Origin of the sequence: Klebsiella sp. I138, assembly GCF_051131765.1 — a bacterium.
Classification (GTDB): domain Bacteria; phylum Pseudomonadota; class Gammaproteobacteria; order Enterobacterales; family Enterobacteriaceae; genus Klebsiella.
The window spans coordinates 498,635-520,890 of the sequence record NZ_CP180447.1; the positions used below are offsets into that span (position 1 = coordinate 498,635).

Annotated in this window: 20 protein-coding genes and 1 other annotated feature; of the genes, 10 read left to right on the plus strand and 10 right to left on the minus strand. The window is 48.9% G+C overall.

Annotated elements, in window-relative coordinates:
• Positions 1 to 528 precede the first annotated feature (528 nt).
• The 8 genes from rfbB (at position 529) to ACMYSK_RS02235 (ending at position 10,633) form a co-directional block, all read left to right on the plus strand.
• Positions 529 to 1,593 carry a dTDP-glucose 4,6-dehydratase gene (gene rfbB, locus ACMYSK_RS02200; RefSeq protein WP_434639888.1) on the plus strand — a complete coding sequence of 355 codons (1,065 nt, stop codon included), beginning with the start codon at positions 529 to 531 and terminating at the stop codon, positions 1,591 to 1,593.
• A 16-nt stretch (positions 1,594 to 1,609) separates the two neighbouring features.
• Positions 1,610 to 2,479, plus strand: a complete 870-nt coding sequence (gene rfbA / locus ACMYSK_RS02205) for a glucose-1-phosphate thymidylyltransferase RfbA (protein ID WP_434639889.1) — start codon at positions 1,610 to 1,612, stop codon at positions 2,477 to 2,479.
• 32 nt (positions 2,480 to 2,511) lie between these two features.
• Positions 2,512 to 3,402 carry a dTDP-4-dehydrorhamnose reductase gene (rfbD, locus tag ACMYSK_RS02210; RefSeq protein ID WP_434639891.1) on the plus strand — a complete coding sequence of 297 codons (891 nt, stop codon included), beginning with the start codon at positions 2,512 to 2,514 and terminating at the stop codon, positions 3,400 to 3,402.
• A gap of 13 nt (positions 3,403 to 3,415) precedes the next feature.
• Positions 3,416 to 3,970, plus strand: coding sequence for a dTDP-4-dehydrorhamnose 3,5-epimerase (gene rfbC, locus ACMYSK_RS02215; RefSeq protein WP_434639892.1), 555 nt, complete (start codon positions 3,416 to 3,418; stop codon positions 3,968 to 3,970).
• Between the two features lie 86 nt (positions 3,971 to 4,056).
• Positions 4,057 to 4,887 carry a glycosyltransferase gene (locus tag ACMYSK_RS02220; protein WP_434639894.1) on the plus strand — a complete coding sequence of 277 codons (831 nt, stop codon included), beginning with the start codon at positions 4,057 to 4,059 and terminating at the stop codon, positions 4,885 to 4,887.
• Positions 4,888 to 4,915: 28 nt separating this feature from the next.
• Positions 4,916 to 5,749: an ABC transporter permease gene (locus ACMYSK_RS02225; protein ID WP_434639896.1), complete on the plus strand. Its 834-nt coding sequence runs from the start codon at positions 4,916 to 4,918 to the stop codon at positions 5,747 to 5,749.
• A complete protein-coding gene (locus ACMYSK_RS02230; RefSeq protein WP_434639898.1) occupies positions 5,739 to 7,061 on the plus strand; it encodes an ABC transporter ATP-binding protein in 1,323 nt (440 codons plus the stop codon). The genes ACMYSK_RS02225 and ACMYSK_RS02230 overlap by 11 nt, the downstream gene beginning before the upstream one ends.
• Before the next feature lie 5 nt (positions 7,062 to 7,066).
• The gene (locus tag ACMYSK_RS02235) at positions 7,067 to 10,633 is read left to right on the plus strand and encodes a GT99 family glycosyltransferase N-terminal domain-containing protein (protein ID WP_434639900.1); all 3,567 of its coding nucleotides are present in this window, start codon (positions 7,067 to 7,069) and stop codon (positions 10,631 to 10,633) included.
• A 142-nt stretch (positions 10,634 to 10,775) separates the two neighbouring features.
• Here the strand turns inward: ACMYSK_RS02235 and ACMYSK_RS02240 are convergent, their stop codons facing one another.
• The 10 genes from ACMYSK_RS02240 to hisL all read right to left on the minus strand — a co-directional run bounded on the left by ACMYSK_RS02240 (position 10,776) and on the right by hisL (position 20,114).
• Positions 10,776 to 12,566, minus strand: coding sequence for a beta-galactosidase (locus tag ACMYSK_RS02240; RefSeq protein WP_434639902.1), 1,791 nt, complete (start codon positions 12,564 to 12,566; stop codon positions 10,776 to 10,778).
• A gap of 294 nt (positions 12,567 to 12,860) precedes the next feature.
• Positions 12,861 to 13,457 carry a bifunctional phosphoribosyl-AMP cyclohydrolase/phosphoribosyl-ATP diphosphatase HisIE gene (gene hisIE, locus ACMYSK_RS02245; RefSeq protein ID WP_434639903.1) on the minus strand — a complete coding sequence of 199 codons (597 nt, stop codon included), beginning with the start codon at positions 13,455 to 13,457 and terminating at the stop codon, positions 12,861 to 12,863.
• On the minus strand, positions 13,451 to 14,227 hold the full coding sequence (hisF, locus tag ACMYSK_RS02250; protein WP_434639905.1) for an imidazole glycerol phosphate synthase subunit HisF: 777 nt from the start codon (positions 14,225 to 14,227) through the stop codon (positions 13,451 to 13,453). The genes hisIE and hisF overlap by 7 nt, the downstream gene beginning before the upstream one ends.
• A complete protein-coding gene (hisA, locus tag ACMYSK_RS02255; protein WP_434639907.1) occupies positions 14,209 to 14,946 on the minus strand; it encodes a 1-(5-phosphoribosyl)-5-[(5-phosphoribosylamino)methylideneamino]imidazole-4-carboxamide isomerase in 738 nt (245 codons plus the stop codon). Before hisA ends, hisF begins: the two co-directional genes overlap by 19 nt.
• Positions 14,946 to 15,536 carry an imidazole glycerol phosphate synthase subunit HisH gene (gene hisH, locus ACMYSK_RS02260; protein WP_434639909.1) on the minus strand — a complete coding sequence of 197 codons (591 nt, stop codon included), beginning with the start codon at positions 15,534 to 15,536 and terminating at the stop codon, positions 14,946 to 14,948. Before hisH ends, hisA begins: the two co-directional genes overlap by 1 nt.
• The gene (hisB, locus tag ACMYSK_RS02265) at positions 15,536 to 16,603 is read right to left on the minus strand and encodes a bifunctional histidinol-phosphatase/imidazoleglycerol-phosphate dehydratase HisB (protein WP_434639911.1); all 1,068 of its coding nucleotides are present in this window, start codon (positions 16,601 to 16,603) and stop codon (positions 15,536 to 15,538) included. Before hisB ends, hisH begins: the two co-directional genes overlap by 1 nt.
• A complete protein-coding gene (gene hisC / locus ACMYSK_RS02270; RefSeq protein ID WP_434639913.1) occupies positions 16,600 to 17,661 on the minus strand; it encodes a histidinol-phosphate transaminase in 1,062 nt (353 codons plus the stop codon). Before hisC ends, hisB begins: the two co-directional genes overlap by 4 nt.
• Entirely contained in the window at positions 17,658 to 18,962 is a 1,305-nt protein-coding gene (gene hisD, locus ACMYSK_RS02275) for a histidinol dehydrogenase (RefSeq protein WP_434639915.1), read from the minus strand. Before hisD ends, hisC begins: the two co-directional genes overlap by 4 nt.
• Before the next feature lie 56 nt (positions 18,963 to 19,018).
• A complete protein-coding gene (hisG, locus tag ACMYSK_RS02280; RefSeq protein ID WP_434639917.1) occupies positions 19,019 to 19,918 on the minus strand; it encodes an ATP phosphoribosyltransferase in 900 nt (299 codons plus the stop codon).
• Positions 19,919 to 19,965: 47 nt separating this feature from the next.
• Positions 19,966 to 20,088, minus strand: a sequence feature (His leader region).
• Positions 20,064 to 20,114, minus strand: a complete 51-nt coding sequence (gene hisL / locus ACMYSK_RS02285; RefSeq protein WP_159775649.1) for a his operon leader peptide — start codon at positions 20,112 to 20,114, stop codon at positions 20,064 to 20,066. It overlaps the preceding feature by 25 nt.
• A gap of 175 nt (positions 20,115 to 20,289) precedes the next feature.
• On the opposite strand from hisL, the gene ACMYSK_RS02290 reads away from it, so the two are divergent.
• Together ACMYSK_RS02290 and ACMYSK_RS02295 are read left to right on the plus strand one after the other, a co-directional pair.
• The gene (locus ACMYSK_RS02290) at positions 20,290 to 21,114 is read left to right on the plus strand and encodes an SDR family oxidoreductase (RefSeq protein WP_434639918.1); all 825 of its coding nucleotides are present in this window, start codon (positions 20,290 to 20,292) and stop codon (positions 21,112 to 21,114) included.
• Positions 21,115 to 21,152: 38 nt separating this feature from the next.
• A complete protein-coding gene (locus ACMYSK_RS02295; protein ID WP_434639920.1) occupies positions 21,153 to 22,043 on the plus strand; it encodes a LysR substrate-binding domain-containing protein in 891 nt (296 codons plus the stop codon).
• Positions 22,044 to 22,256 lie beyond the last annotated feature (213 nt).

Below are 22,256 nucleotides of genomic sequence, written 5' to 3' on the forward strand. Positions count from 1 at the left end.
ACAACTCGCGAGAGGAGTCGTAAGCGAATGTCGTTGGCAAGGCGTTAGCGCAGTTCAGCGAAGCTGGTGCCTCGGTAAAGATTAGCTGGCGAGTTGTCAGCACTTGCTTCACTGTTTTTCGCGCAATCTCGACGCCGGCCATCCCTCTGGTTTACCGCGGTACAGATGTGAAAATGAGAAAGTCCTGATGGATAGAATGGCGCAAAACAGTGAGAGTGACGGCCTCGCACTGCCATGCTTTCCGCGGCATAAGTTTGAAAACAGAGCTATATCTACTGATTGATATATCTCTGTTTTTAGCTTTTATGTACAAAGCTGACTAGTCTGGTTTGTAGGGCGTGAAATTTACATCAACGGCAATGGGTATCAGGCATAACCTGACCACCCTGTCGTCGTGGAAACCATAAGCGATGTATACAGTATTGCAGCATTACGCACTTTGGTTGCGATAGCCAATGGCGGTAGCGTGCCTGAAATTTTAAAAATATGCCTGAGTGGCATTTAACTCATTGAAAAACGAGAGAGAGTATGAAGATCCTTGTCACCGGTGGCGCTGGGTTTATTGGTTCTGCCGTCGTTCGTCATATTATTGAGAATACCCAGGACGAAGTCCGCGTCGTGGACTGCCTGACTTACGCAGGTAATCTCGAATCTCTGGCCTCCGTGGCCGACAATGCGCGCTATTCTTTCTCGCGTACGGATATTACCGATGCCCAGGGCGTTGCTCAGCAGTTCAGTGAATTCCGGCCTGATATCGTGATGCACCTGGCAGCCGAAAGCCATGTTGACCGCTCCATTGACGGTCCGGCGGCCTTTATTCAGACCAACCTGATCGGCACCTTTACTCTGCTGGAAGCGGCCCGTCACTACTGGTCATCGCTCGATGCGGCTGCGAAGCCGGCCTTCCGCTTCCACCATATCTCCACTGACGAGGTCTACGGTGATCTCGACGGCACCGACGATCTGTTTACCGAAGAGACCCCGTACGCGCCGAGCAGCCCGTACTCGGCTTCCAAAGCCGGCAGCGACCATCTGGTCCGCGCCTGGAACCGCACCTACGGTCTGCCGGTGGTGGTGACCAACTGCTCCAATAACTACGGTCCGTACCACTTCCCGGAAAAACTGATCCCGCTGACTATTCTCAATGCGCTGGCCGGCAAACCGCTGCCGGTGTACGGCAACGGGCAGCAGATCCGCGACTGGCTCTACGTCGAAGATCACGCCCGCGCCCTGTATAAAGTGGCGACTGAAGGTGAGAGCGGCGAAACCTACAATATCGGCGGCCATAACGAGCGGCAGAATATTGATGTGGTCCGGACCATCTGCAGCATCCTGGACAAGGTGGTGGAGCAGAAGCCGGCCGGTATCAGCCACTTTGCTGACCTGATCACCTTTGTCAAAGACCGCCCGGGTCATGACCTGCGCTACGCGATCGACGCGTCAAAAATTGCACGTGATCTGGGCTGGGTGCCGGAGGAGACCTTTGAAAGCGGGATTGAGAAAACGGTCCGCTGGTATCTGGATAACCCGACCTGGTGGCAGCGCGTGCTGGACGGCTCCTACGCCGGCGAACGTCTTGGCCTGAATAACTGATTAAGGATACGATCAAATGAAAGGTATTGTTCTGGCCGGGGGCTCCGGCACGCGTTTATATCCGATCACCCAGGGCGTGTCCAAGCAGCTGCTGCCGATTTACGACAAACCCATGATTTATTACCCGGTGTCGGTCCTGATGCTGGCCGGGATCCGCGATATTCTGATCATCACGACGCCGGAAGATATGCCGGCCTTCCAGCGCCTGCTGGGTGACGGTTCGCAGTTCGGGGTGAACTTCAGCTACGCCATTCAGCCGTCGCCGGACGGCCTGGCACAGGCCTTTATCATCGGTGAAGAGTTCATCGGGAATGATGCCTGCGCGCTGGTGCTGGGCGACAACATCTATTTCGGTCAGAGTTTTGGCAAGAAACTGGATGCGGCGGCCGCGAAAACCTCAGGCGCGACGGTGTTTGGTTATCAGGTCCTCGACCCGGAGCGTTTCGGCGTAGTGGAGTTTGACGAGCACTTCCGGGCGCTGTCGATTGAAGAGAAACCGCTGAAGCCCAAATCTGACTGGGCGGTGACCGGGCTCTACTTCTATGACAACGACGTGGTGGAGATGGCGAAGGCGGTGAAACCGTCCGCGCGCGGTGAGCTGGAAATCACCACCCTGAACCAGATGTACCTGGAGCGCGGCGATCTGCAGGTGGAATTGCTGGGCCGTGGTTTTGCCTGGCTGGATACGGGCACCCATGACAGCCTGATTGAGGCCTCACAGTTCATTCATACCATCGAGAAACGTCAGGGGATGAAGGTCGCCTGTCTGGAAGAGATCGCTTTCCGTAACCAGTGGCTGTCTGCGGAAGGGGTGGCAGCGCAGGCTGAAAAGTTAAAGAAAACTGAATACGGCGCGTATCTGAAGCGTCTGCTCAGCGAACGTTAATCACCTGCCGACTGAATACAGGGTACTGGATCATGAAAATTTTACTGATTGGTAAGAACGGCCAGGTGGGCTGGGAGCTGCAGCGTTCGTTGTCGACGCTGGGAGAGGTGGTTGCCGTTGACTATTTCGATAAGGAACTGTGCGGGGATCTGACCAACCTCGAAGGCATTGCGCAGACCGTCCGGCAGGTGAAGCCGGATGTGGTGGTCAACGCGGCAGCGCACACGGCGGTAGATAAAGCTGAAAGCGAGCGTGAACTGTCTGACCTGCTGAATGACCGGGGCGTGGCGGTGCTGGCTGCAGAGTCAGCAAAGCTGGGTGCCCTGATGGTGCATTACTCCACCGACTATGTGTTCAACGGGGAGGGGAGTCACTACCGTCAGGAAGAGGAGGCCACCGGGCCGCTGAACGTCTACGGTGAAACCAAGCGTGCCGGTGAGCTGGCGCTGCAGCAGGGGAACCCGCGGCATCTTATTTTCCGCACCAGCTGGGTGTACGCGACCCGCGGGGCGAACTTTGCCAAAACCATGCTGCGCCTGGCCGGTGAGAAAGAGACGCTGTCGATCATCAACGACCAGCACGGCGCGCCGACCGGGGCCGAGCTGCTGGCAGACTGTACCGCCATCGCTATTCGCGAAGAACAGCGTAACAGGGCGGTGGCAGATATTTATCACCTGGTGGCCAGCGGAGAAACGAGCTGGTATGACTATGCACGCTTTGTATTTGATGTGGCGAGAGCAAACGGCGTGCAGCTGGCCATCAAAGAGGTGAACGGGATCCCGACAACGGCGTATCCAACGCCGGCAAAACGGCCGCTGAACTCGCGGCTGTCGAATGATAAATTCCAGCGTGTGTTTGGCGTGACGCTCCCGGACTGGCGCCAGGGTGTAGAGCGGGTGATTGTGGAAGTTTCAGGCAAGTAGGTGAGCAGACAAAATGAATATTATTAAAACAGACATTCCTGACGTACTGGTGTTTGAACCCCGGGTGTTCGGTGATGCGCGCGGTTTCTTCTTTGAGAGCTTCAGCAGCAAGGTATTTGATGAGGCGGTGGGTCGTCATGTTGAGTTTGTGCAGGACAACCACTCGCAGTCGCAGAAGGGCGTGCTGCGGGGCCTGCATTATCAGCTGGCTCCGCATGCGCAGGGCAAACTGGTGCGCTGCGTTGAGGGTGAAGTGTTTGATGTGGCCGTTGACGTACGCCGCTCGTCGCCGACGTTTGGTCAGTGGGTGGGGGTGGTGCTGAGTGCGGAAAACAAACGCCAGCTGTGGATCCCGGAAGGGTTTGCGCATGGCTTTATGGCCCTGAGCGAGACGGTACAGTTTGTCTATAAAGCGACGAACTACTACGCCCCGCAGTCAGAGCGCAGCATTCTGTGGAATGACCCGGATATTGGGATTGAGTGGCCTGAGCTGGACGGCTGTATGCTTTCTTTGTCAGAGAAAGATATGCAGGCTCATACTTTGGCCATAGCGGAAGTCTACGCATGAGTATAAATTTGCTTGTTAGATTATTGACATCACAAGTGGCTATATAAAAATAATAAAAAAATTTTTATTCTGAAGGTAATCGATTAATGAATTATAAAGCAATGAAGCCCAAAGTTATTGCTTCTATTGTATTATTTAATCATTCCTATGATGATATTAAAGATACGTTTCTCTCGTTATGCCGTGAAGAGAGCGTTGAAAAAATAATCTTCGTTGATAATGGTGGTTGTCAGTGGGCTGCATCATTGAATGAACCTAAGGTGATCTATATAAAGTCTCCTTATAATTGTGGTTTTGGTACCGGACATAATCTTGCTATTAAAGCCAGTGCTGATTTTGATGGCTATTTTTTAGTATGCAACCCTGATATCAGCTTTGATAAGCTATCACTAGATAAATTAGTATCGTTTGCATGGGAAAATGAATATAATTTTGTTTCCCCACAGATCATCTATAAGAATGGTGAGCGCCAATATAGCTGTCGTCTCTTACCAACGCCTGGTAATCTCTTCTTAAGACGCTTTCTTCCTTCAACGGCAATTAAGTATGATGCCACATACGAACTGAAGGATGCTGAGTATGATAAGGTATTTTCTCCCCCATCAGTATCTGGCTGTTTTATGCTTTTGTCTAATGCTTTATTACAAAAGCTGAATGGTTTTGATGAGCGCTATTTTATGTATTTGGAAGACGTCGATTTATGTCGCCGTGCATTACAGCTCACGAAGATCTATTATTGTCCAGAAACAACAATTGTTCATGTTTTCAATAAGGGATCTTATAAAAGCAAATTGCTGCTTTGGTATCATGTTCGTTCTGCCATCACCTATTTTAATAAATGGGGATGGTTTTTTGATAAAAAACGACATGCTTACAACGAATCAGCATTGCGCAATATTCCTAGAAAACTAAATTAATTCATTTGGTATTATTTTAGAGCTTAAAATGAAAAATCCACATCAGAAACCGTCATCGTCTCCAATAGACATAGTTAAGAGTATATATACTCACCGTAGTATAATCTTGCAAATGACTAAGCGAGATGTTATCGGCAGATATAAAGGTTCAGTAATGGGCGTATTGTGGTCATTTTTGAATCCTTTATTCATGCTGACAGTGTATACCTTTGTTTTTTCGGTGGTATTTAAAGCAAGGTGGTCAGCTGGTGGAGATGAAAGTAGAACACAATTTGCAATAATATTATTTGTTGGTATGATCGTCCATGGTTTTTTTGGGGAAGTAATTAATAGGGCGCCGCAGATAATACTCAATAATACTAACTATGTAAAAAAAGTGATTTTTCCTTTAGAAACATTATCTGTCATATCCCTGGTAGCTGCTTTGTTTCACACTGTTATTAGTTTGCTTGTGTTATTAACCGCTTTTGTTATATTTAATGGGTTTATACACTGGACAATAATATTTATCCCTTTAGTTTTCCTTCCGCTAGTAATTTTTAGTCTTGGTTTGTCATGGATTTTGGCTTCGCTAGGTGTATTTTTGAGGGATGTTAGCCAAACTACGGTTATTATAACGACTGTTATGATGTTTTTATCGCCAGTATTTTTCCCTATCAGTGCGTTACCTGAGAAGTATCATATTTGGATTATGCTTAATCCTGTGACATTCATCATTGAACAGGCTCGAACTGTATTGATTTGGGGCGGACTACCTAATTTTATAGGTATTTTACTCTATACCATTGGAGCATCCATTGTCGCCTGGCTTGGTTTTGCATTTTTCCAGAAAACAAGAAAAGGATTTGCTGATGTCCTCTAATCAAATCGCGATAAAAGTAACTAATTTAAGTAAATGTTACCAAATATATTCTCAGCCGTGGGACAGATTGAAGCAATTTTTTGCACCAAAAATAAAAAGTGTTATTCGGCGTGAAAGTCGAAGCTATTTTAAAGAATTTTGGGCACTGCGAGATGTTTCTTTCTCGATAAATCGTGGAGAAACTGTTGGTATCATTGGGCGAAATGGTGCTGGGAAGTCGACATTATTGCAAATGATTTGCGGTACGCTTACTCCAACTGTAGGTGACATTGAGGTTAATGGTCGTGTGGCTGCATTACTTGAGTTGGGAGCAGGGTTTAACCCAGAGTTTTCTGGTCGTGATAATGTTTATTTAAATGGCAGTGTGCTAGGCTTGAGTAAATCGGAAATTGATAATAAATTTCAAGAAATATTAGATTTTGCTGATATCGGTGAATTTATTGATCAACCGGTAAAAACTTATTCTAGTGGCATGTATGTACGTTTGGCATTTGCCGTTCAGGCCTGTATCGACCCAGAGATTTTGATTGTTGATGAAGCCTTGGCTGTGGGTGATATTGGTTTTCAATATAAGTGTTTTAAGCGTATGGAAACGCTTAAGAAAAAAGGAACAACCATTATTATGGTCACGCATTCAACAGGTAGCATCCTGGAATATGCAGATCGCTGCCTTGTAATGAAGGATGGCATGTTAGTCGGTAATACGACGGATGTATTGGCCGCCGTTCTTGCCTATGAAAAAGGTATGCTGATGACCGAACGTACTGATACATCAGAGAAAAAAGAAACTGTTTCCCGAACGGGGAAAATTGCATCTGCTGATGAATTATCCGAGATACAAAATACGCAAAGTAATGCTGATGTTGATGAAAAACGGTTTGGAAGTGGTCGGGCAATAATCGAAGATTTCTCCATATTTAAAGCAGATGGCACACCGATTTCTGAAAAACCATTAGTAAAACCAAATGAAGAAATTTACTTTTCCTTCAGTCTAAACTCATCCGAAAATATAAATGATGTTGTTTTAGGTGTTTCGCTATCAAGGACGCAAGGCGGGGATATCTGGGGGGATAATAATATTTTCGCTGGGCATAAGGTAGACTTGATTCCAGGGATACGTAAGCTTAAATATAAAGTTAAACTGCCTATTAACACTGGCGACTATCTCGTGCATTGTGGTTTAGCTTGTTTTAATAATGGTGAACGTGAGGAACTCGATCAGCGGCGTCCGATTGCTAAAGTAAAATTCTGGTCATCCAGAGAACTTGGCGGTGTTATTCATTCTCCTGTGCAAGTTATAGACGGAGATTAACTATCATGATTGGTATTTATTTACCTGCCTTTCCGTTTCGTGGTGTAAAAGCTCCATATTTATGGTTTTTATATAAAGCGATGACGGCTATTAAAGAACCGTTAGCACTGATCACTACGCAAGATTATTTGCTTCCTTATTCAACGTGGCAAGAAGAGGGGCGCTGGGAAGTTACTGATGATGGCCAGAAACGTTTAGATTATAAAATTCCCGATTTTTCATCTCGCCAAAAAGATATCATCTATATTGTTAATGAAGAATCATTATCTGAAGCATTAAAAGAGTGTGGCGGTAATAGCAATCTACTTTTTAAAAAATTTCTAACAGAAATCATTCCTGATTTTAAAAATGCATTGATTGATGCATTACAAAATGAAAATAACCTTGAATGCATTCTGACTATATGTAACTGCCCGTCATTGAATGCTGCAGTAGAAAAATATAATATTCCGGTTATTAACTTGGAGTTAGGTCCTTTGCGTTTTCCGACTTATCTTTTTACTGGTTATTTTGATTTTTCTGGTGTTAATGGAAATACTGAAGCCGAGAAAAGATATTTTGCTGCTAAAAAACAAGGTATTGTATTTAATAAAAACAGTAGCATATCAAAATTACGCGATTTTTTTATTAACAGTCGAAATGATGCTGACCACACCGAACCCGAATATGATATTGGAGTGGCATTACAAGTTGAGAATGATTCTAATATTCTTGCTTTTAGCAATGGTTTCGATAATCAAGCTTTGCTGGACTATGCTGAAGGTTCTTTTATTGGAAGAAAGATAGTGCGTCCTCACCCAGGAAGCCAATTTAAGCTACATGAGAATCCTGGATATGAAATTGACAATAACAACTTATCAATAATTGATTTTCTAAAAAAATGTCGAAAAATACTGACCATTAATTCCAGTGTTGGTCTGGAAGCTATGTTAATGGACATTTCTGTAACTATTTTAGGAGATTGTTCATATGCATTTTGTAATGTTGATGATATTGATGAACGAGTTGAACGTCTAACCTTCTATTTATTTTCTTATCTGGTTCCATTTGATTTGTTGTTTGATGCGGAATATATACGCTTTCGACTGACCTCACCATCGGAACATGAAATATTAAGTAAGCATATTCTATATTATATATCTACTCAAATAAATCAGAGCGTTATTGATATGAAAACATCTACTACAGATGTCGTAGAAAATGGGATGTATGAGCGAGGTCTCTTGAAAGAGCTCGAAGGCTTGAAGCTAAAAAATAGTGAGTTGAACAATATTGTGAGCAGGTTAGAGTTAGAGTTACAACAAGAGAAATTGTTGCAAGCTGAAAATGACAATAATGACATGCTCGTAGATGTTATCGTACCTGTTTATGGCGGTTTGCAGGAAACTCAGGAATGTATCGAGTCTGCTATATCAACACTCCCTTCATGGGCTGAATTAATTGTTATTAATGATGCTTCACCTGAACCTGAACTGACAGATTGGCTACGCAAACGTGCGCAAGATAAAAGCTTTAAGCTACTCGAGAACGAAAATAATTTAGGCTTTGTTGCAACCGTCAATCGTGGAATGAAATTGCATTCAAAACGGGATGTTCTTCTTCTAAATAGCGATGTGGAAGTTGCTAATAAATGGTTGGAACGTATCCATGATGCTGCTTATAGCCGCGAGCGTGTAGGGAGTGTGACTCCATTTTCAAATAATGCGACAATTTGTAGTTTCCCCAATTTCTGCGAAGATAATGAGCTATTTGCCGGAATGGATGTCCAGGCTCTCGATGATGAGTTTGAAACATATGGCAAAGAGAATAATCTTATCGAGATACCAACAGGTGTTGGTTTCTGTATGTACATTCGCCGTGACTGCTTAAACCAGGTTGGGTATTTTGACGAAGAGACTTTCGGTCGCGGTTATGGAGAAGAAAATGACTGGTGTCAACGTGCTGCAAAAGCCGGTTGGCCGAACTTCCATCAATTAAACGTTTTTGTTTATCACAAAGGCGGGGTAAGTTTCGCTGGAGAGCAGAGCCCACGCAAAATTCGCGCGATGGAACTTCTGAATGAATTACATCCAAACTATACCCGTGATGTAATGGAATTTATTTCGAGAGACCCTGCCAAGCAAGCCCGCCAGCGGATGTTGCTTCGCATTCTGGCGAAAGCTAATCTTCATAAAATACTGCTGGTTTCTCATCATATGGGGGGAGGGACAACTTATCACCTCGAAGAGTTGTCAAATTTTTACAAGGAGAAAGCATGCTTCTTTCTGTTAAAGCCTAATGCAGACAACAGTAGTGTAGTGATCTCTCTGAGTGCTGACGGGCGCATATGCAAAGAAAGTATCTCAGTTGATATTAATAATGGTTATGATGAACTGTTGGGATTATTACGCTTTTTAGGCATCTCACATATTCATTTCCATCATTTGATGGGAATTCCTGAAAAGATCAGAAAACTGCATGTAGATTTAAAGTGCTCCTATGATGTAACGATTCATGACTACTTCGCAATAAATGGGAACCCATCATTAACTGACAAAAATGGCCTGTTTATTGGCGATAATGTAATAAATATTGATGAAATATGTGCCGAAACGTATCCGTTACCTGTTGGAACTTCTGCTTCCACATGGCGTTCAAATATGAATGCATGGTTGTTTGGGGCTGAGCGAGTTATTTTCCCATCGGCAGATACCAAAGCCCGGTTTACACGATATTTTCCTGATATATCTGAGAAGGCTGTCATCGCATGGCATCCCGATTATGAGACAAATGCACCATATCCAGACGTCAGAAAAACCTACACTGGTGGTCGGAAACTGAAAGTTCTTGTCCTTGGCGCAATCAGCCGTGAAAAAGGCGCGTTCATGTTGGATGAGGTGGCGCATGAACTTAAAAGAGAAAACATAGAGTTCCATCTTCTTGGTTACGCTTGTAGTACTCTAAACGATGCCGTCATTTGCCATGGTGCTTATTCCAATCAGGATTTAGAGCAAAAACTAAATGATATTGCTCCAGATGTTATGTGGTTCCCTGCTCAATGGCCTGAGACATATAGCTATACGCTGAGTGCTGCACTTCAATATGGTTTACCGGTTGTTGTACCAAATATTGGTGCTTTTGGTGAACGACTCATTGGTCGAAAATTTAGCCGGGTTATTAATTGGGATGTATCTTTCCAAAAAATGAGTGAGCTATGGCGTCAGGCTATTGCAGATTTTGATGGATTTTTCCAACAAAAGAATGTTGACCCAATGCCGGATGTTTCATCAGAAACACGTGTTGATAATTTCTATCGTGATTTTTATATACGCGAATCATGGTGGCGTGAAAGTGCACTTGGCAGAATTGATTTTAAAACTTTGATAGATGGTTTCTATACTTCAGATAACATCGCAATAGCAGAAGAAAAAATATATCAGCCTCAAGGAAGAAAGGAAAACTTATTGGCTGTTTTATGGATGTTGCGGCAACACCCTGCGTTATCCTGGGTAACCAAATTTATCCCCTACCGTTTGCAGCGATATGTAAAACGACAATTGTCTCGCCGTGCATTACATGAAATTGTTCGATGAACATTGGTATAACTAACGCAGATAGATAGTATTACATAGTCTGTCATTAGCTCTTAATCAAGCACAAGGAAATAGTGACGGACACCTATCGGGCAAGCATCGTTGTGCTTGCCCGAAACAATTGAACTACTTCACACACTCATTATTCTGTCATGATTCCTTTTAGTGCGCGATAAAAGTTTGATGAATAATAGCTTGCATTATTTTCACTGATACTGAATTTTTCATGTTCTTTATCGACGCCAAAACTCTCTGGCTTGAGCTCAAAATAATAAGGACTAATAAATATTGCACCATTATTATGATGGCGCTCCAGTGCATCATAGATAACTTTTTCATTTTCAACCATAGGGTGCGCTTCAGGGATCCCATAGCGTTCAATTCCAGATGCCTTCAACCAATTAAATGTATATTCACCATAAAATGCTGAGCCATAGGTATTTAATCCAATATTGTAATAAGAATTTTTTTTAAGTGAATCCTCAACTGCAAGTTTTTCCTCATTCCAGTCTGCATTAAACATTGGAGCAATTTGGTGAGAGAAGGTTTTATCCTCTCCAATGCATGATGAACTTACAATGTCGGCATATTTTCTTATTTCATTTGCTACTTCTTTTTTTCTGAAATTGTAGAATTCTTCTGATAATGGATTATAATATACAGGTTTTAATGATTCAGGATAGTCATTCCAGAACTTCATGGTTTTCTCTTCAGGCAATTTAACGCCTTCCCCGACGCGGACTGGTTTTGTTTGTTGTCGATCTATCACAGGTACATCGATACTTTTCATTAATGTCAATTTCCCATTATTCTCATGGACAACATCTACAACATGTATTCCTTTACTCATCTTTCGAAAATCAAGATAATATCGATACCCTACCGCTGAAGTGCCCAAAGTTGGCATTGCCTGATATACATCCATTCTGCTCAACCCACTCTCTGCATATCCCACATCTTTTCCATCTATGAAAATCTTAATTTTGGCTGCTCCGTGATTATTTCCTGCTGCCCAACCATAGATTGCCAACCTTCCTGATGAAGCATAATCAAGGTGCTCAAAAAAATTATTCAGATGAACTGTATTTATATCTTTTGATGGCGGGTTAATTTCATCAAATGATTTATATTCTGAATCAATTTTGTCATTAAGTGATTTAATGCTTTTATATTTTTCAAATAAATAACTTCTAAATTTTTTAATTGACTTTTCCGAGTAATCGGTAAGTTTCATTTCCCCACGGTATCCCATACCATTAAAGAAGTCGGGAAATGTATAGTGAACTTCACCAAGGACTGTTACAGCTCTAATTTTTTGTTTGTCTACTGTATCTAATGCGCAGACCTGCGATAAAACCTCATTAATTGCGTCTTTGCGTATCTTATCAATTAGTGAGTTATTTTCATTAATTGCCCAAGGGTATGTTTTGCTGGAGAAATAGTTATCGACAGGGACGGTTCCATCGCTAAGTTGCATCATGTTTTTACTATCTATTTTAGTGATTAATTCTTCTGTTTTTGCACCCTCAGAGACGGAAAAATGGTTCGAAAATAGATAAATAACTGCTTGCCTGTTTGTGTCATGTAGTAATTTTAAGCGATAGCGTATTTTTTCTTTATCGATCTCATATGAGCCATCATTGTTTATCTTTACATAAGATAATAATGGGAAGCTTAGCATATAGCCCATCTGAAATTTTCCATCTTTACTTTTTTCAGGGCCAAATTCAGATAGTTTTTTTTCGATGAGTGTAGACGAGGTTTCATTTATTGATTGACAGTATTTTGCTGCCTCGTATGTATTGGTCATTCCTTTATTTATTGCTGACTGACAGATGTCAATACCACCAATCATAGGTGATATCAGCGTGCTTTCAGCAAATACAGTTATGGGGAAAATGCTAATGGCTAAAATGAAAATAGTTTGTTTCATACTTTTTTTGACCTTTATATATATTTATCATGTATTTTAGCCGATATTATGTATAAGAGCATGTACAACGTCTCAAAACTGCTATGATTACGCTGAAACTGTGTTGTAAATCAAAAATGCGTGTTGAATGTATAATCTTAGTGTTGTAAAGAGCTTATACGGATGTTGTTTATAGAGATTTACGTTTGATAAGGGCATTCATCAATGATGAATGCCCTTAAGAGAAAGGATAATTATTCGTTTACCGGTATGAGGTAAATCGGAGTCTGTTTCAGTTCAGAGAACAGAGTTTTATCAGTGACGACTCTTGAGATTATCAATCACTTCCCCTAAATCTAGCCCCTGATCCTGCAGCAGCACCAGCAGGTGATACATCAGGTCCGATGCCTCGTTCTTCAGTTCGAACTGGTCATGCACCGTTGCGGCCAGCGCGGTCTCCACGCCTTCTTCCCCAACCTTTTGCGCAATCCGCTTTGTTCCACTGGCGTACAGCTTCGCGGTATATGAACTTTCCGGGTCGGCATGCTTACGCTCGGCCAGCAACTGCTCCAGCTGATAAAGGAACAGCCACTGGTGACCGGCGTCACCGAAGCAGCTTGATGTGCCTTTATGGCAGGTCGGGCCGATTGGGTTGACCAGTACCAGCAGGGTGTCGTTATCGCAATCCGGGGTAATGCTCACCACGTTGAGAAAGTTGCCGGAGGTTTCTCCTTTGGTCCACAGACGCTGTTTGGTCCGCGAATAAAAGGTGACTTTCCCGCTCTCTTCGGTCTTCGCCAGCGCTTCCTGATTCATATAGCCCATCATCAATACTTCGCCGGAGATGGCGTGCTGCACGATGGCCGGCATCATGCCGTCGGTTTTTTCCCAGTCCAGCTCTTCAGTTAACATACCCTAATCTCCACGCCCTGTGCTGCCAGGTACGTTTTCAGTTCACCAATATTAATAATCTGCTTGTGGAACACTGATGCCGCCAGTGCGCCGTCAACGTTGGCCTCCTGGAAGGCCTCGAAGAAGTGTTCCATAGTGCCTGCACCGCCGGAGGCGATCAGCGGCACGTGGCAGACGGCGCGCACTTTTTTCAGCTGCTCAAGATCGTAACCGTTACGCACGCCATCCTGGTTCATCATATTGAGTACGATCTCGCCGGCGCCGCGCTTCTGGACTTCCTGTACCCAGTCGAGGGTTTCCCACTGGGTCACCCGGGTGCGGCTCTCATCGCCGGTATACTGATTCACGTGATACTTGCCGCTCTCGGCATCAAACCAGGTATCGATGCCCACCACAATGCACTGCACGCCAAAGCGGTCGGCAAGGCGGGTAATTAGCGTCGGGTCGGCCAGCGCCGGGGAGTTAATCGAAATCTTATCCGCGCCAAAGGAGAGGATCTGCGCCGCATCGTCGAGGGATTTAATCCCACCGGCGACGCAGAAAGGAATATCGATCACTTCCGCTACTCGCGACACCCAGCTTTTATCCACCACGCGGCCATCGCTGGACGCGGTGATATCGTAGAACACCAGCTCATCTGCACCTTCGTCGGCATAGCGTTTCGCCAGCGGGACGATATCGCCAATGATTTCGTGATTACGGAACTGCACGCCTTTCACTACCTGGCCATCGCGAACGTCGAGGCAGGGGATTATCCGTTTTGCCAGCATTGAATGGCCTCCGTTACGTTGAATTTCTCTTCCAGCAGGGCACGACCAACAATCACACCGCGCACGCCGGTACCGCGCAGGGCGGCAATATCATGCAGATCGCCAATGCCGCCAGAGGACTGGAAGGCCACCTGAGGATAGCGGGCGCACACTTCTTCATACAGCGAGACGTTTGATCCCGCCAGGGTGCCATCGCGAGAAATATCGGTGCACAGGACATGCTGCAGGCCGACGGATTGATAGCTCTCCACTAATTCTTCGAGCGTGACGCCGGAGTTTTCCTGCCAGCCGCTGACGGCCACCTGCTTATTCCCTTCGGCGTCGATGCGCACGTCCAGCGCCAGCACCAGGTGCTGCGGGCCAAAACGCTTAAACCAGCCTTTAACCACTTCTGGCGATTTCACCGCCGTTGAACCCACCACCACGCGCGTCACGCCCGCGGCAAGCAGGGCTGCGACATCGTCTTCCGTCCGCACGCCGCCGCCGACCTGCACCGGCACATCAACGCCGGCAACCAGCGTCTTGAGCAGGGTGATCTGGCGCTTCTGCGGGTCTTTGGCGCCGGTCAAATCAACCAGGTGCAGGACTTCCGCGCCTTGTGCTGCGTAAGATTGCAGACGCGGCAGCGGATCGTTACCGTAATCGCGCTGCTGACCGTAATCGCCCTGATGGAGACGGACAACCGTGCCGTCAATTAAATCTAAAGCCGGGATTATCATCACATCTCCAGGAAGTTTTTCAGCAGCTGCGCACCGGCGCTGCCCGAGCGTTCCGGGTGGAACTGAACGCCAAAGAAATTATCTTTCTGCACCGCAGCGGTGAACGGTTCGCCATAGTGGCACTGCGCGATGGTATAAGGATTCACCGGCATGGCATAGCTGTGGACGAAATAGAAATAGGCGCCGTCATCAATACCGCGGAACAGGCGGTTTCCCGCCTTCGGGTAGACGCGGTTCCAGCCCATATGCGGCAGCGGGAGTCCGTGGTCGGTCATCTTCGGCACGTCTTCTTCGATAATACTCAGCAAATCCACGCCGTTGCTCTCTTCGCTGCGCCGTCCCAGCAGCTGCATGCCAAGGCAAATACCGAGTACCGGCTGAGTGCAGGCTTTGACCAGCTCGATCAGCTCGCGCTCGCGCAGCTGGTCCATCGCCGCCTCCGCAGTACCGACGCCGGGTAAAAATAGCTTATCGGCGCGCAGCACCACATCCGGGTCGCGACTGACCGCTGGCGCGTAGCCGTGACGGCCAATCGCCGACTTCACCGAATTGAGGTTGGCGCAGCCGGTGTCGAGGATCACCACGTTCATCACAGTACCCCTTTCGATGAGGGCAGCGTATCGCCCTGCACGCGAATCGCCTGACGCAGCGTACGGCCAAAGGCCTTAAACAGGCTTTCAACACGATGATGGTCGTTCTTGCCCTTGGTTCTCAGATGCAGGGTCACCGCCATGGTGTAGGAGAGTGAGCGGAAGAAGTGCTCAACCATCTCGGTGCTCAGATCGCCCACGCGCTGATAGGCAAAATCGGCTTTGTATTCCAGGTGCGGGCGACCGGAAATATCCAGCGCGCAGCGGGCCAGACATTCATCCATCGGCAGCACAAACCCAAAACGGTTAATCCCACGCTTATCGCCCAGTGCGAGCCTCAGCGCCTCACCCAGCGCCAGACCGGTATCTTCCACGGTGTGGTGATCATCAATATAGAGATCGCCACCGACGTTAATTTCAAGGCGGAAACCGCCGTGGGTGGCAATTTGATCGAGCATATGATCGAAGAAGCCGACGCCGGTGTGGATTTTGCTGCCACCTTCGCGATCCAGCCAGACTTTGACATCCACCTGCGTCTCTTTGGTGATGCGCTCAACGTGGGCATAGCGGTCGCGGCGGGTCAGCTGTTCGCAGATAGCCGGCCAGTTCAGCGTTTCGCGATCGTAACGCAGGCCAATAATGCCCATGTTGTCCGCCAGCGTAATATCGGTAGCGCGATCGCCGATGACGTAGCTGTGGGCTTTATCCATCACGCCATCTTCCAGCCACGGCAGGACCAGCTGGGTTTTCGGCTTCCGGCAGTCGCAGTTGTCAGCCGGCAGGTGCGGGCAAATCAGCACCTCGTCGAAATTGACGCCCTGAGAAGAAAACACCTGCATCATCAGGTTATGCGGGCCGTCAAACTCGGCCTGCGGCAGGCTGTCGGTCCCCAGACCGTCCTGATTGGTGATCATCACCAGCTTGTAACCTTCCTGCTGTAGTTTCAGCAGGGCAGGGATAACCCGTGGCTCAAAGGCCAGTTTTTCAAAGCGGTCTACCTGGAAATCAACCGGTGGCTCAGAAATCAGCGTACCGTCACGGTCAATAAAGAGAAACTTCTGGGTCATACATTCTCCGCAGTCAAAGCGTCAATCACGCGCTGGCTCTCTGCACGGGTACCGATAGTGATACGCAAACAGCCGCTTAATGAGGGTTGTTTATTTTGGTCACGTAAGATAATGCCCTGATCCCACAAAGATTTAAACACCGCACTGGACGCTTTAAAGCGCACGAGGACGTAGTTGGTCTCGGAATCGAATATCTGTTCAACGCACGGGATACCGCGTAGCTGGCCAGTCAGGTACTCACGTTCGTCGAGAATCTGCGCCACGCGTGCGCGCATGGCGGCGATACCCTGGTCGTTAAGCGCCTGGGCGGCAATATCGGCAACCGGTGTCGAGAGCGGATAGGGGGCGATCACCTTCATTAACAGCGCAATCACTTCGGCATTCGCCAGGGTAAACCCGCAGCGCAGTCCGGCAAGGGCAAACGCTTTTGACAGCGTGCGCAGAACGACCAGGTGCGGATAGTCGCTGAGCCAGCCGGCCAGCGTCGCCTGCGGACAGAACTCAATATAGGCTTCATCGGCCACCACGATCGCTTTCCCGCGGGTCATCTCCAGCAGGGTACGCATGTCGTCGGGGTTGATAATCTGTCCGGTCGGGTTGTTGGGGCTGCAAACAAAGACCACCTTCACACCGTCGAGGTTCGCCGCGATGCCGGGCAAGTCGAGCTGCCAGTCGGCAAGCGCTGGCACCGTCCGGCAGGTCACGCCGATGGTTTCGGCACTGACGCTGTACATTCCGTAGGTCGGCGGGCAATAGAGCACGGCGTCTTGTCCGGGTTCGCAGAAGGCGCGGATCAGCAGCTCGATACCTTCATCGGCGCCGCGGCTGACCAGAACCTGCTCCGGTTTCACCCCCGCATAGCGGGCGTAATTCTCAATGACTGCCTTCGGCTGGCATTCCGGATAGCGATTCAGCGTTTGCTGAGTCAGCTGAAATTCGACGGCGGTCGGGAATTCATTCGCGTTCAGCCAGACATCGCCCTTACCGCCCAGACGACGGGCAGACTGGTATGGCGTCAGAGCTCGCACGTTGGCGCGGGCTAAATCTTCGATGCTCATGCTTGCTCCTTAAGGGCTGCAACGCGCAGCGTAACGGCATTTTTGTGGGCGGTCAGGCGCTCTGCGGCGGCGAGGATCTCAATGGTCGAGGCGAGGGCGGCAAAACCTTCGCGCGACAGCTCCTGCACGGTCATGCGTTTCTGGAAGTCCGCCAGCCCCAGGCTGGAGCAGGTGGCGGTATAGCCATAGGTCGGCAGCACGTGGTTGGTGCCGGAGGCATAATCACCGGCGGATTCCGGTGACCAGTCGCCGAGGAATACCGAACCGGCGCTGGTGATGCCGTCAACCAGGTCACGGGCGTTGCGGGTCTGGATAATCAGATGCTCCGGTCCGTACTGGTTGGAGATGTCTATACACTGGGCGAGATCGCGGGCCACGATAATACGGCTGGCCGAAAGCGCTTCCCGGGCGGTTTCTGCTCGCGGGAGCGCCGCCAGCTGGCGTTCAACGGCGCGGGCGACTTGTTCACCCATTGCGGCATCCGGCGTCAGCAGGATCACCTGCGAATCAGGACCGTGCTCAGCCTGCGAAAGCAGATCGGAGGCAACAAAGTCCGGTGTGGCGCCGCTGTCAGCGATGACCAACACTTCCGACGGGCCCGCCGGCATATCGATTGCCGCACCGTCGAGGCGCTGGCTGACCTGGCGCTTGGCTTCGGTGACGAAAGCGTTGCCAGGGCCAAAGATTTTATCGACTTTTGCGACCGACTCGGTGCCGAATGCCAGCGCGGCAATGGCCTGCGCGCCGCCGACGTTGAAGACCGTACGCACGCCGCACAGCTGGGCGGCATAGAGAATTTCATCGGCAATCGGCGGCGGTGAGCACAGAACCACCTGCTGGCAGCCGGCGATGCGCGCCGGCGTCGCCAGCATCAGTACCGTGGAGAACAGCGGAGCGGAGCCGCCGGGAATATAGAGGCCGACGGAAGCAATTGGGCGAGTCACCTGCTGGCAACGTACGCCAGGCAGCGTTTCTACATCCACGCCCGGCAGTTTTTGCGCGTTGTGGAAGGTTTCGATATTGTTGACCGCGACCGCCATGGCTTGTTTCAGCTCATCGCTCAGGCGTGCACCGGCGGCGGCAATCTCTTCTTCACTGACTTGCAGCGTTTTGACGTCGGTTTTATCAAACTTTGCGCTGTACTCGCGCAGCGCCGCGTCGCCGTTATTTTTGACGTTATCAAGAATGTCTGCCACCGTCCGGGTGATGCTGTCGGAGGCAGAAATCGCCGGGCGCATTAAGAGCTGCTGCTGTTGGTCTGCGCTACAGCGGTTCCAGTCGATGATGGTGTTAAAGCTCATGGTCATTTCCCCTGTCTGATTTCTGAAACAGGCCCGTTGGGCCTGTTGCGCCTGGATTACTCCATCATCTTCTCGATGGGCAGGACCAGAATGGAGCTGGCACCCAGCGCTTTCAGTTTTTCCATAGTTTCCCAGAACAGGGTTTCGCTGCTGACCATGTGCATGGCGACGCGCTGTTTGTCACCCGCCAGCGGCAGAATGGTCGGGCGTTCAGCGCCGGGCAGCAGGGCTACCACTTCTTCCAGACGCTCGGTTGGCGCATGCATCATGATGTATTTGGATTCACGCGCCTGAATCACGCCCTGAATACGGGTCAGCAGGCGGTCGATCAGCTGCTGTTTAGCATCGGCCATCTCACCATCGCGCTGGATCAGGCAGGCTTTGGAGCGGAACATGACTTCCACTTCGCGCAGGCCGTTAGCTTCCAGGGTGGCGCCGGTGGAGACCAGGTCGCAAATCGCGTCGGCCAGGCCAGCGCGCGGGGCAACTTCAACCGAACCATTCAAGAGACAGGATTTAAAGGAGATACCTTTCTGATCCAGATACCGCTTCAGCAGGTGCGGGTAAGAGGTAGCAATGCGTTTGCCGTCCAGCGCCGACGGGCCGTCCCAGCTTTCATCCGCCGGGGTGGCCAGCGACAGGCGGCAGCCGCCAAAATCAAGACGACGCAGAGTGAAATAGCGCGGGTCTTCGCCCTGGGCACGGCGGCTCAGCAGCTCTTCTTCCAGCACGTTCTCGCCGATGATGCCCAGATCCACCACGCCGTCCATAATCAGGCCCGGGATATCGTCATCGCGGACACGCAGAATGTCGATCGGCATATTTTCCGCCAGCGCAATCAGACGCTGGGTGTGCAAATTCACTTTAATGCCACAGCGGCTCAGTAATTCGCGTGAATCTTCGCTCAGGCGGCCTGATTTTTGAATAGCTATGCGTAAACGGCTGTTGTCTAACATTCTTGTTTTCCTCTTAATTCCTGTCTGAATCTGTCCGAATTTGGTTCAAAAAAAAGCCCCCGGAAGTAAATCTTCCGGGGGCTCTATTCGCGCTCATGCACCTCTGGAAGATCTAATCGTCTTCCAGCACACATCGCCTGAAAGACTAGTCAGGATGATGGTGATGATGGTGGTTTTTAAATTGAACGCAGTTCATAAAATTCTCTTTGAATGACTATGCATTTGATGCCTTTTAACCTAAACCACTTCAAGCGCAGAAAGCAAGGGCTTTTTACCATCATTAATTCATTTCATCTTCACTGAAGAAATTGTCAGTTGCCGCTGGCTGGCGTAGCCTTAAGACTGCACAGCGAAAGAGTCAGGAGCCAGGTATGAAAAAGGTCGCAATTGTCGGTTTAGGATGGCTGGGCATGCCGCTCGCTTTGTCATTAAGCGCGCGCGGATGGCAGGTTACCGGCAGCAAAACCACCCAGGATGGCGTGGAGGCGGCAAGGATGTGCGGTATCGAAAGCTATCCGCTACGCCTGGAACCGCAGCTGGTCTGCGATGCCGAAGATCTGGATGCATTGATGAACGTTGATGCACTGGTGATTACGCTGCCGGCTCGTCGCAGCGGGCCAGGAGAGGATTTTTATCTGCAGGCGGTCCAGGAGCTCGTCGATACGGCGCTGGCCTACCATATACCGCGGATAGTCTTTACCAGCTCCACTTCCGTATACGGTAATACAAACGGTACGCTCAAAGAGAGTTCACCGCGCAACCCGCAAACGGCCAGCGGCAGGGTGCTGAAAGAGCTGGAGGACTGGCTGCATAATCTCCCGGGTACGTCGGTGGATATTCTGCGTCTTGCCGGTCTGGTGGGGCCATCTCGTCATCCCGGGCGCTTTTTTGCCGGCAAGTCAGCGCCGGACGGCCAGCAGGGGGTGAATCTGGTGCATCTGCAGGATGTCATTTCAGCCATCGAGCTGCTGTTACAGGCTCCAAAGGGCGGACACATCTATAATATATGTGCGCCCAAACATCCGGCGCGCGGCGTTTTCTACCCGCAAATGGCCCGTGAACTTGGGTTACCGGCCCCGGTGTTTGCCGATAGCCCCAACGGCGGCTCGGGCAAGCTCATCGATGGTAACCGTATCTGCTACGAACTGGGGTTTGACTATCAGTACCCCGACCCGCTGGTGATGCCGATGGAGTAATCCGCCAGCGGGGGAATCGCGTACCTAAGGGGGCGGCGATGAAACCACTGCTGGATGTCCTCGTCATTCTCGATGCGCTGGAAAAAGAAGGAAGCTTTGCCGCGGCGTCGGCAAAGCTCTATAAAACGCCTTCTGCGCTGAGCTATACCATTCATAAGCTGGAAAGCGATCTTAATATTCAGCTGCTTGATCGCAGCGGCCACCGTGCACGCTTTACTCCCACCGGACAGATGCTGCTGGAAAAGGGGCGCGAAGTCCTCCATACCGCCCGCGAGCTGGAAAAACAGGCCATTAAACTGCATCAGGGCTGGGAAAATGCGCTGGTGCTGGCGGTGGATAATACCTTTCCATTTATTTTACTGGCGCCTCTGGTAAGCCAGTTCTATCAGCAGCATGCCGTTGCCCGGTTGCGCTTTTTGCGCGATACGCCAGCCAGAGGGTGGGATGCGCTGGTGGAAGGGCGGGCAGATATCGTGGTGGGGGCATTAAGCGACCCGCCTGCGCTTGTCGGTTATGGTTTCAGCCAGCTGGGGGAGCTGGCGCACATCTTTGTCGTCGCGCCACAGCATCCGCTGGCAAAAATGAACGCGCCGCTAAGCTGGCGGACAATGAAACACTATCGGGCTATCGTCAGCGAAGGACAATGGCCGCCGGTTGATGATCAGGAAAGTCTGATGACATATGATTTTCCCGGTCAACTGATGTTGATTACCGCGGGACTGGGATGGGGGTATGTGCCAGAGTACCTGGTACAGTCTCAACTGGACAGCGGCGAACTGATAGAAAAAGAGGTTGTCTCTCATTTTCCCGCGCATCGGGCGTGGCTTGGCTGGAATGAAGACGCGGCCGGGCTTTCCTGCGCATGGTGGCGCAGCGAAATTTTAGCAAATAATGCTATCCATACGGTCTATGATAATAAAATCGCATAAATATTAATCCGTTAAGTAATTGTAGCGAAGATTTGGCTCTTCAACATCTTGTCATTTGGCCGGTAAGTGTTGCAAAATACGCGGCCTGAAAAAATAGAAATTAGCCGACCCTTTTTAAAGTGTCGGTTATTTTTTTGCTTTAAAGACACATCATTCAATACCAAGAGGCCGGGCTTCGTACCGGATAGATATTTACTAAAAACCGACAGTCGT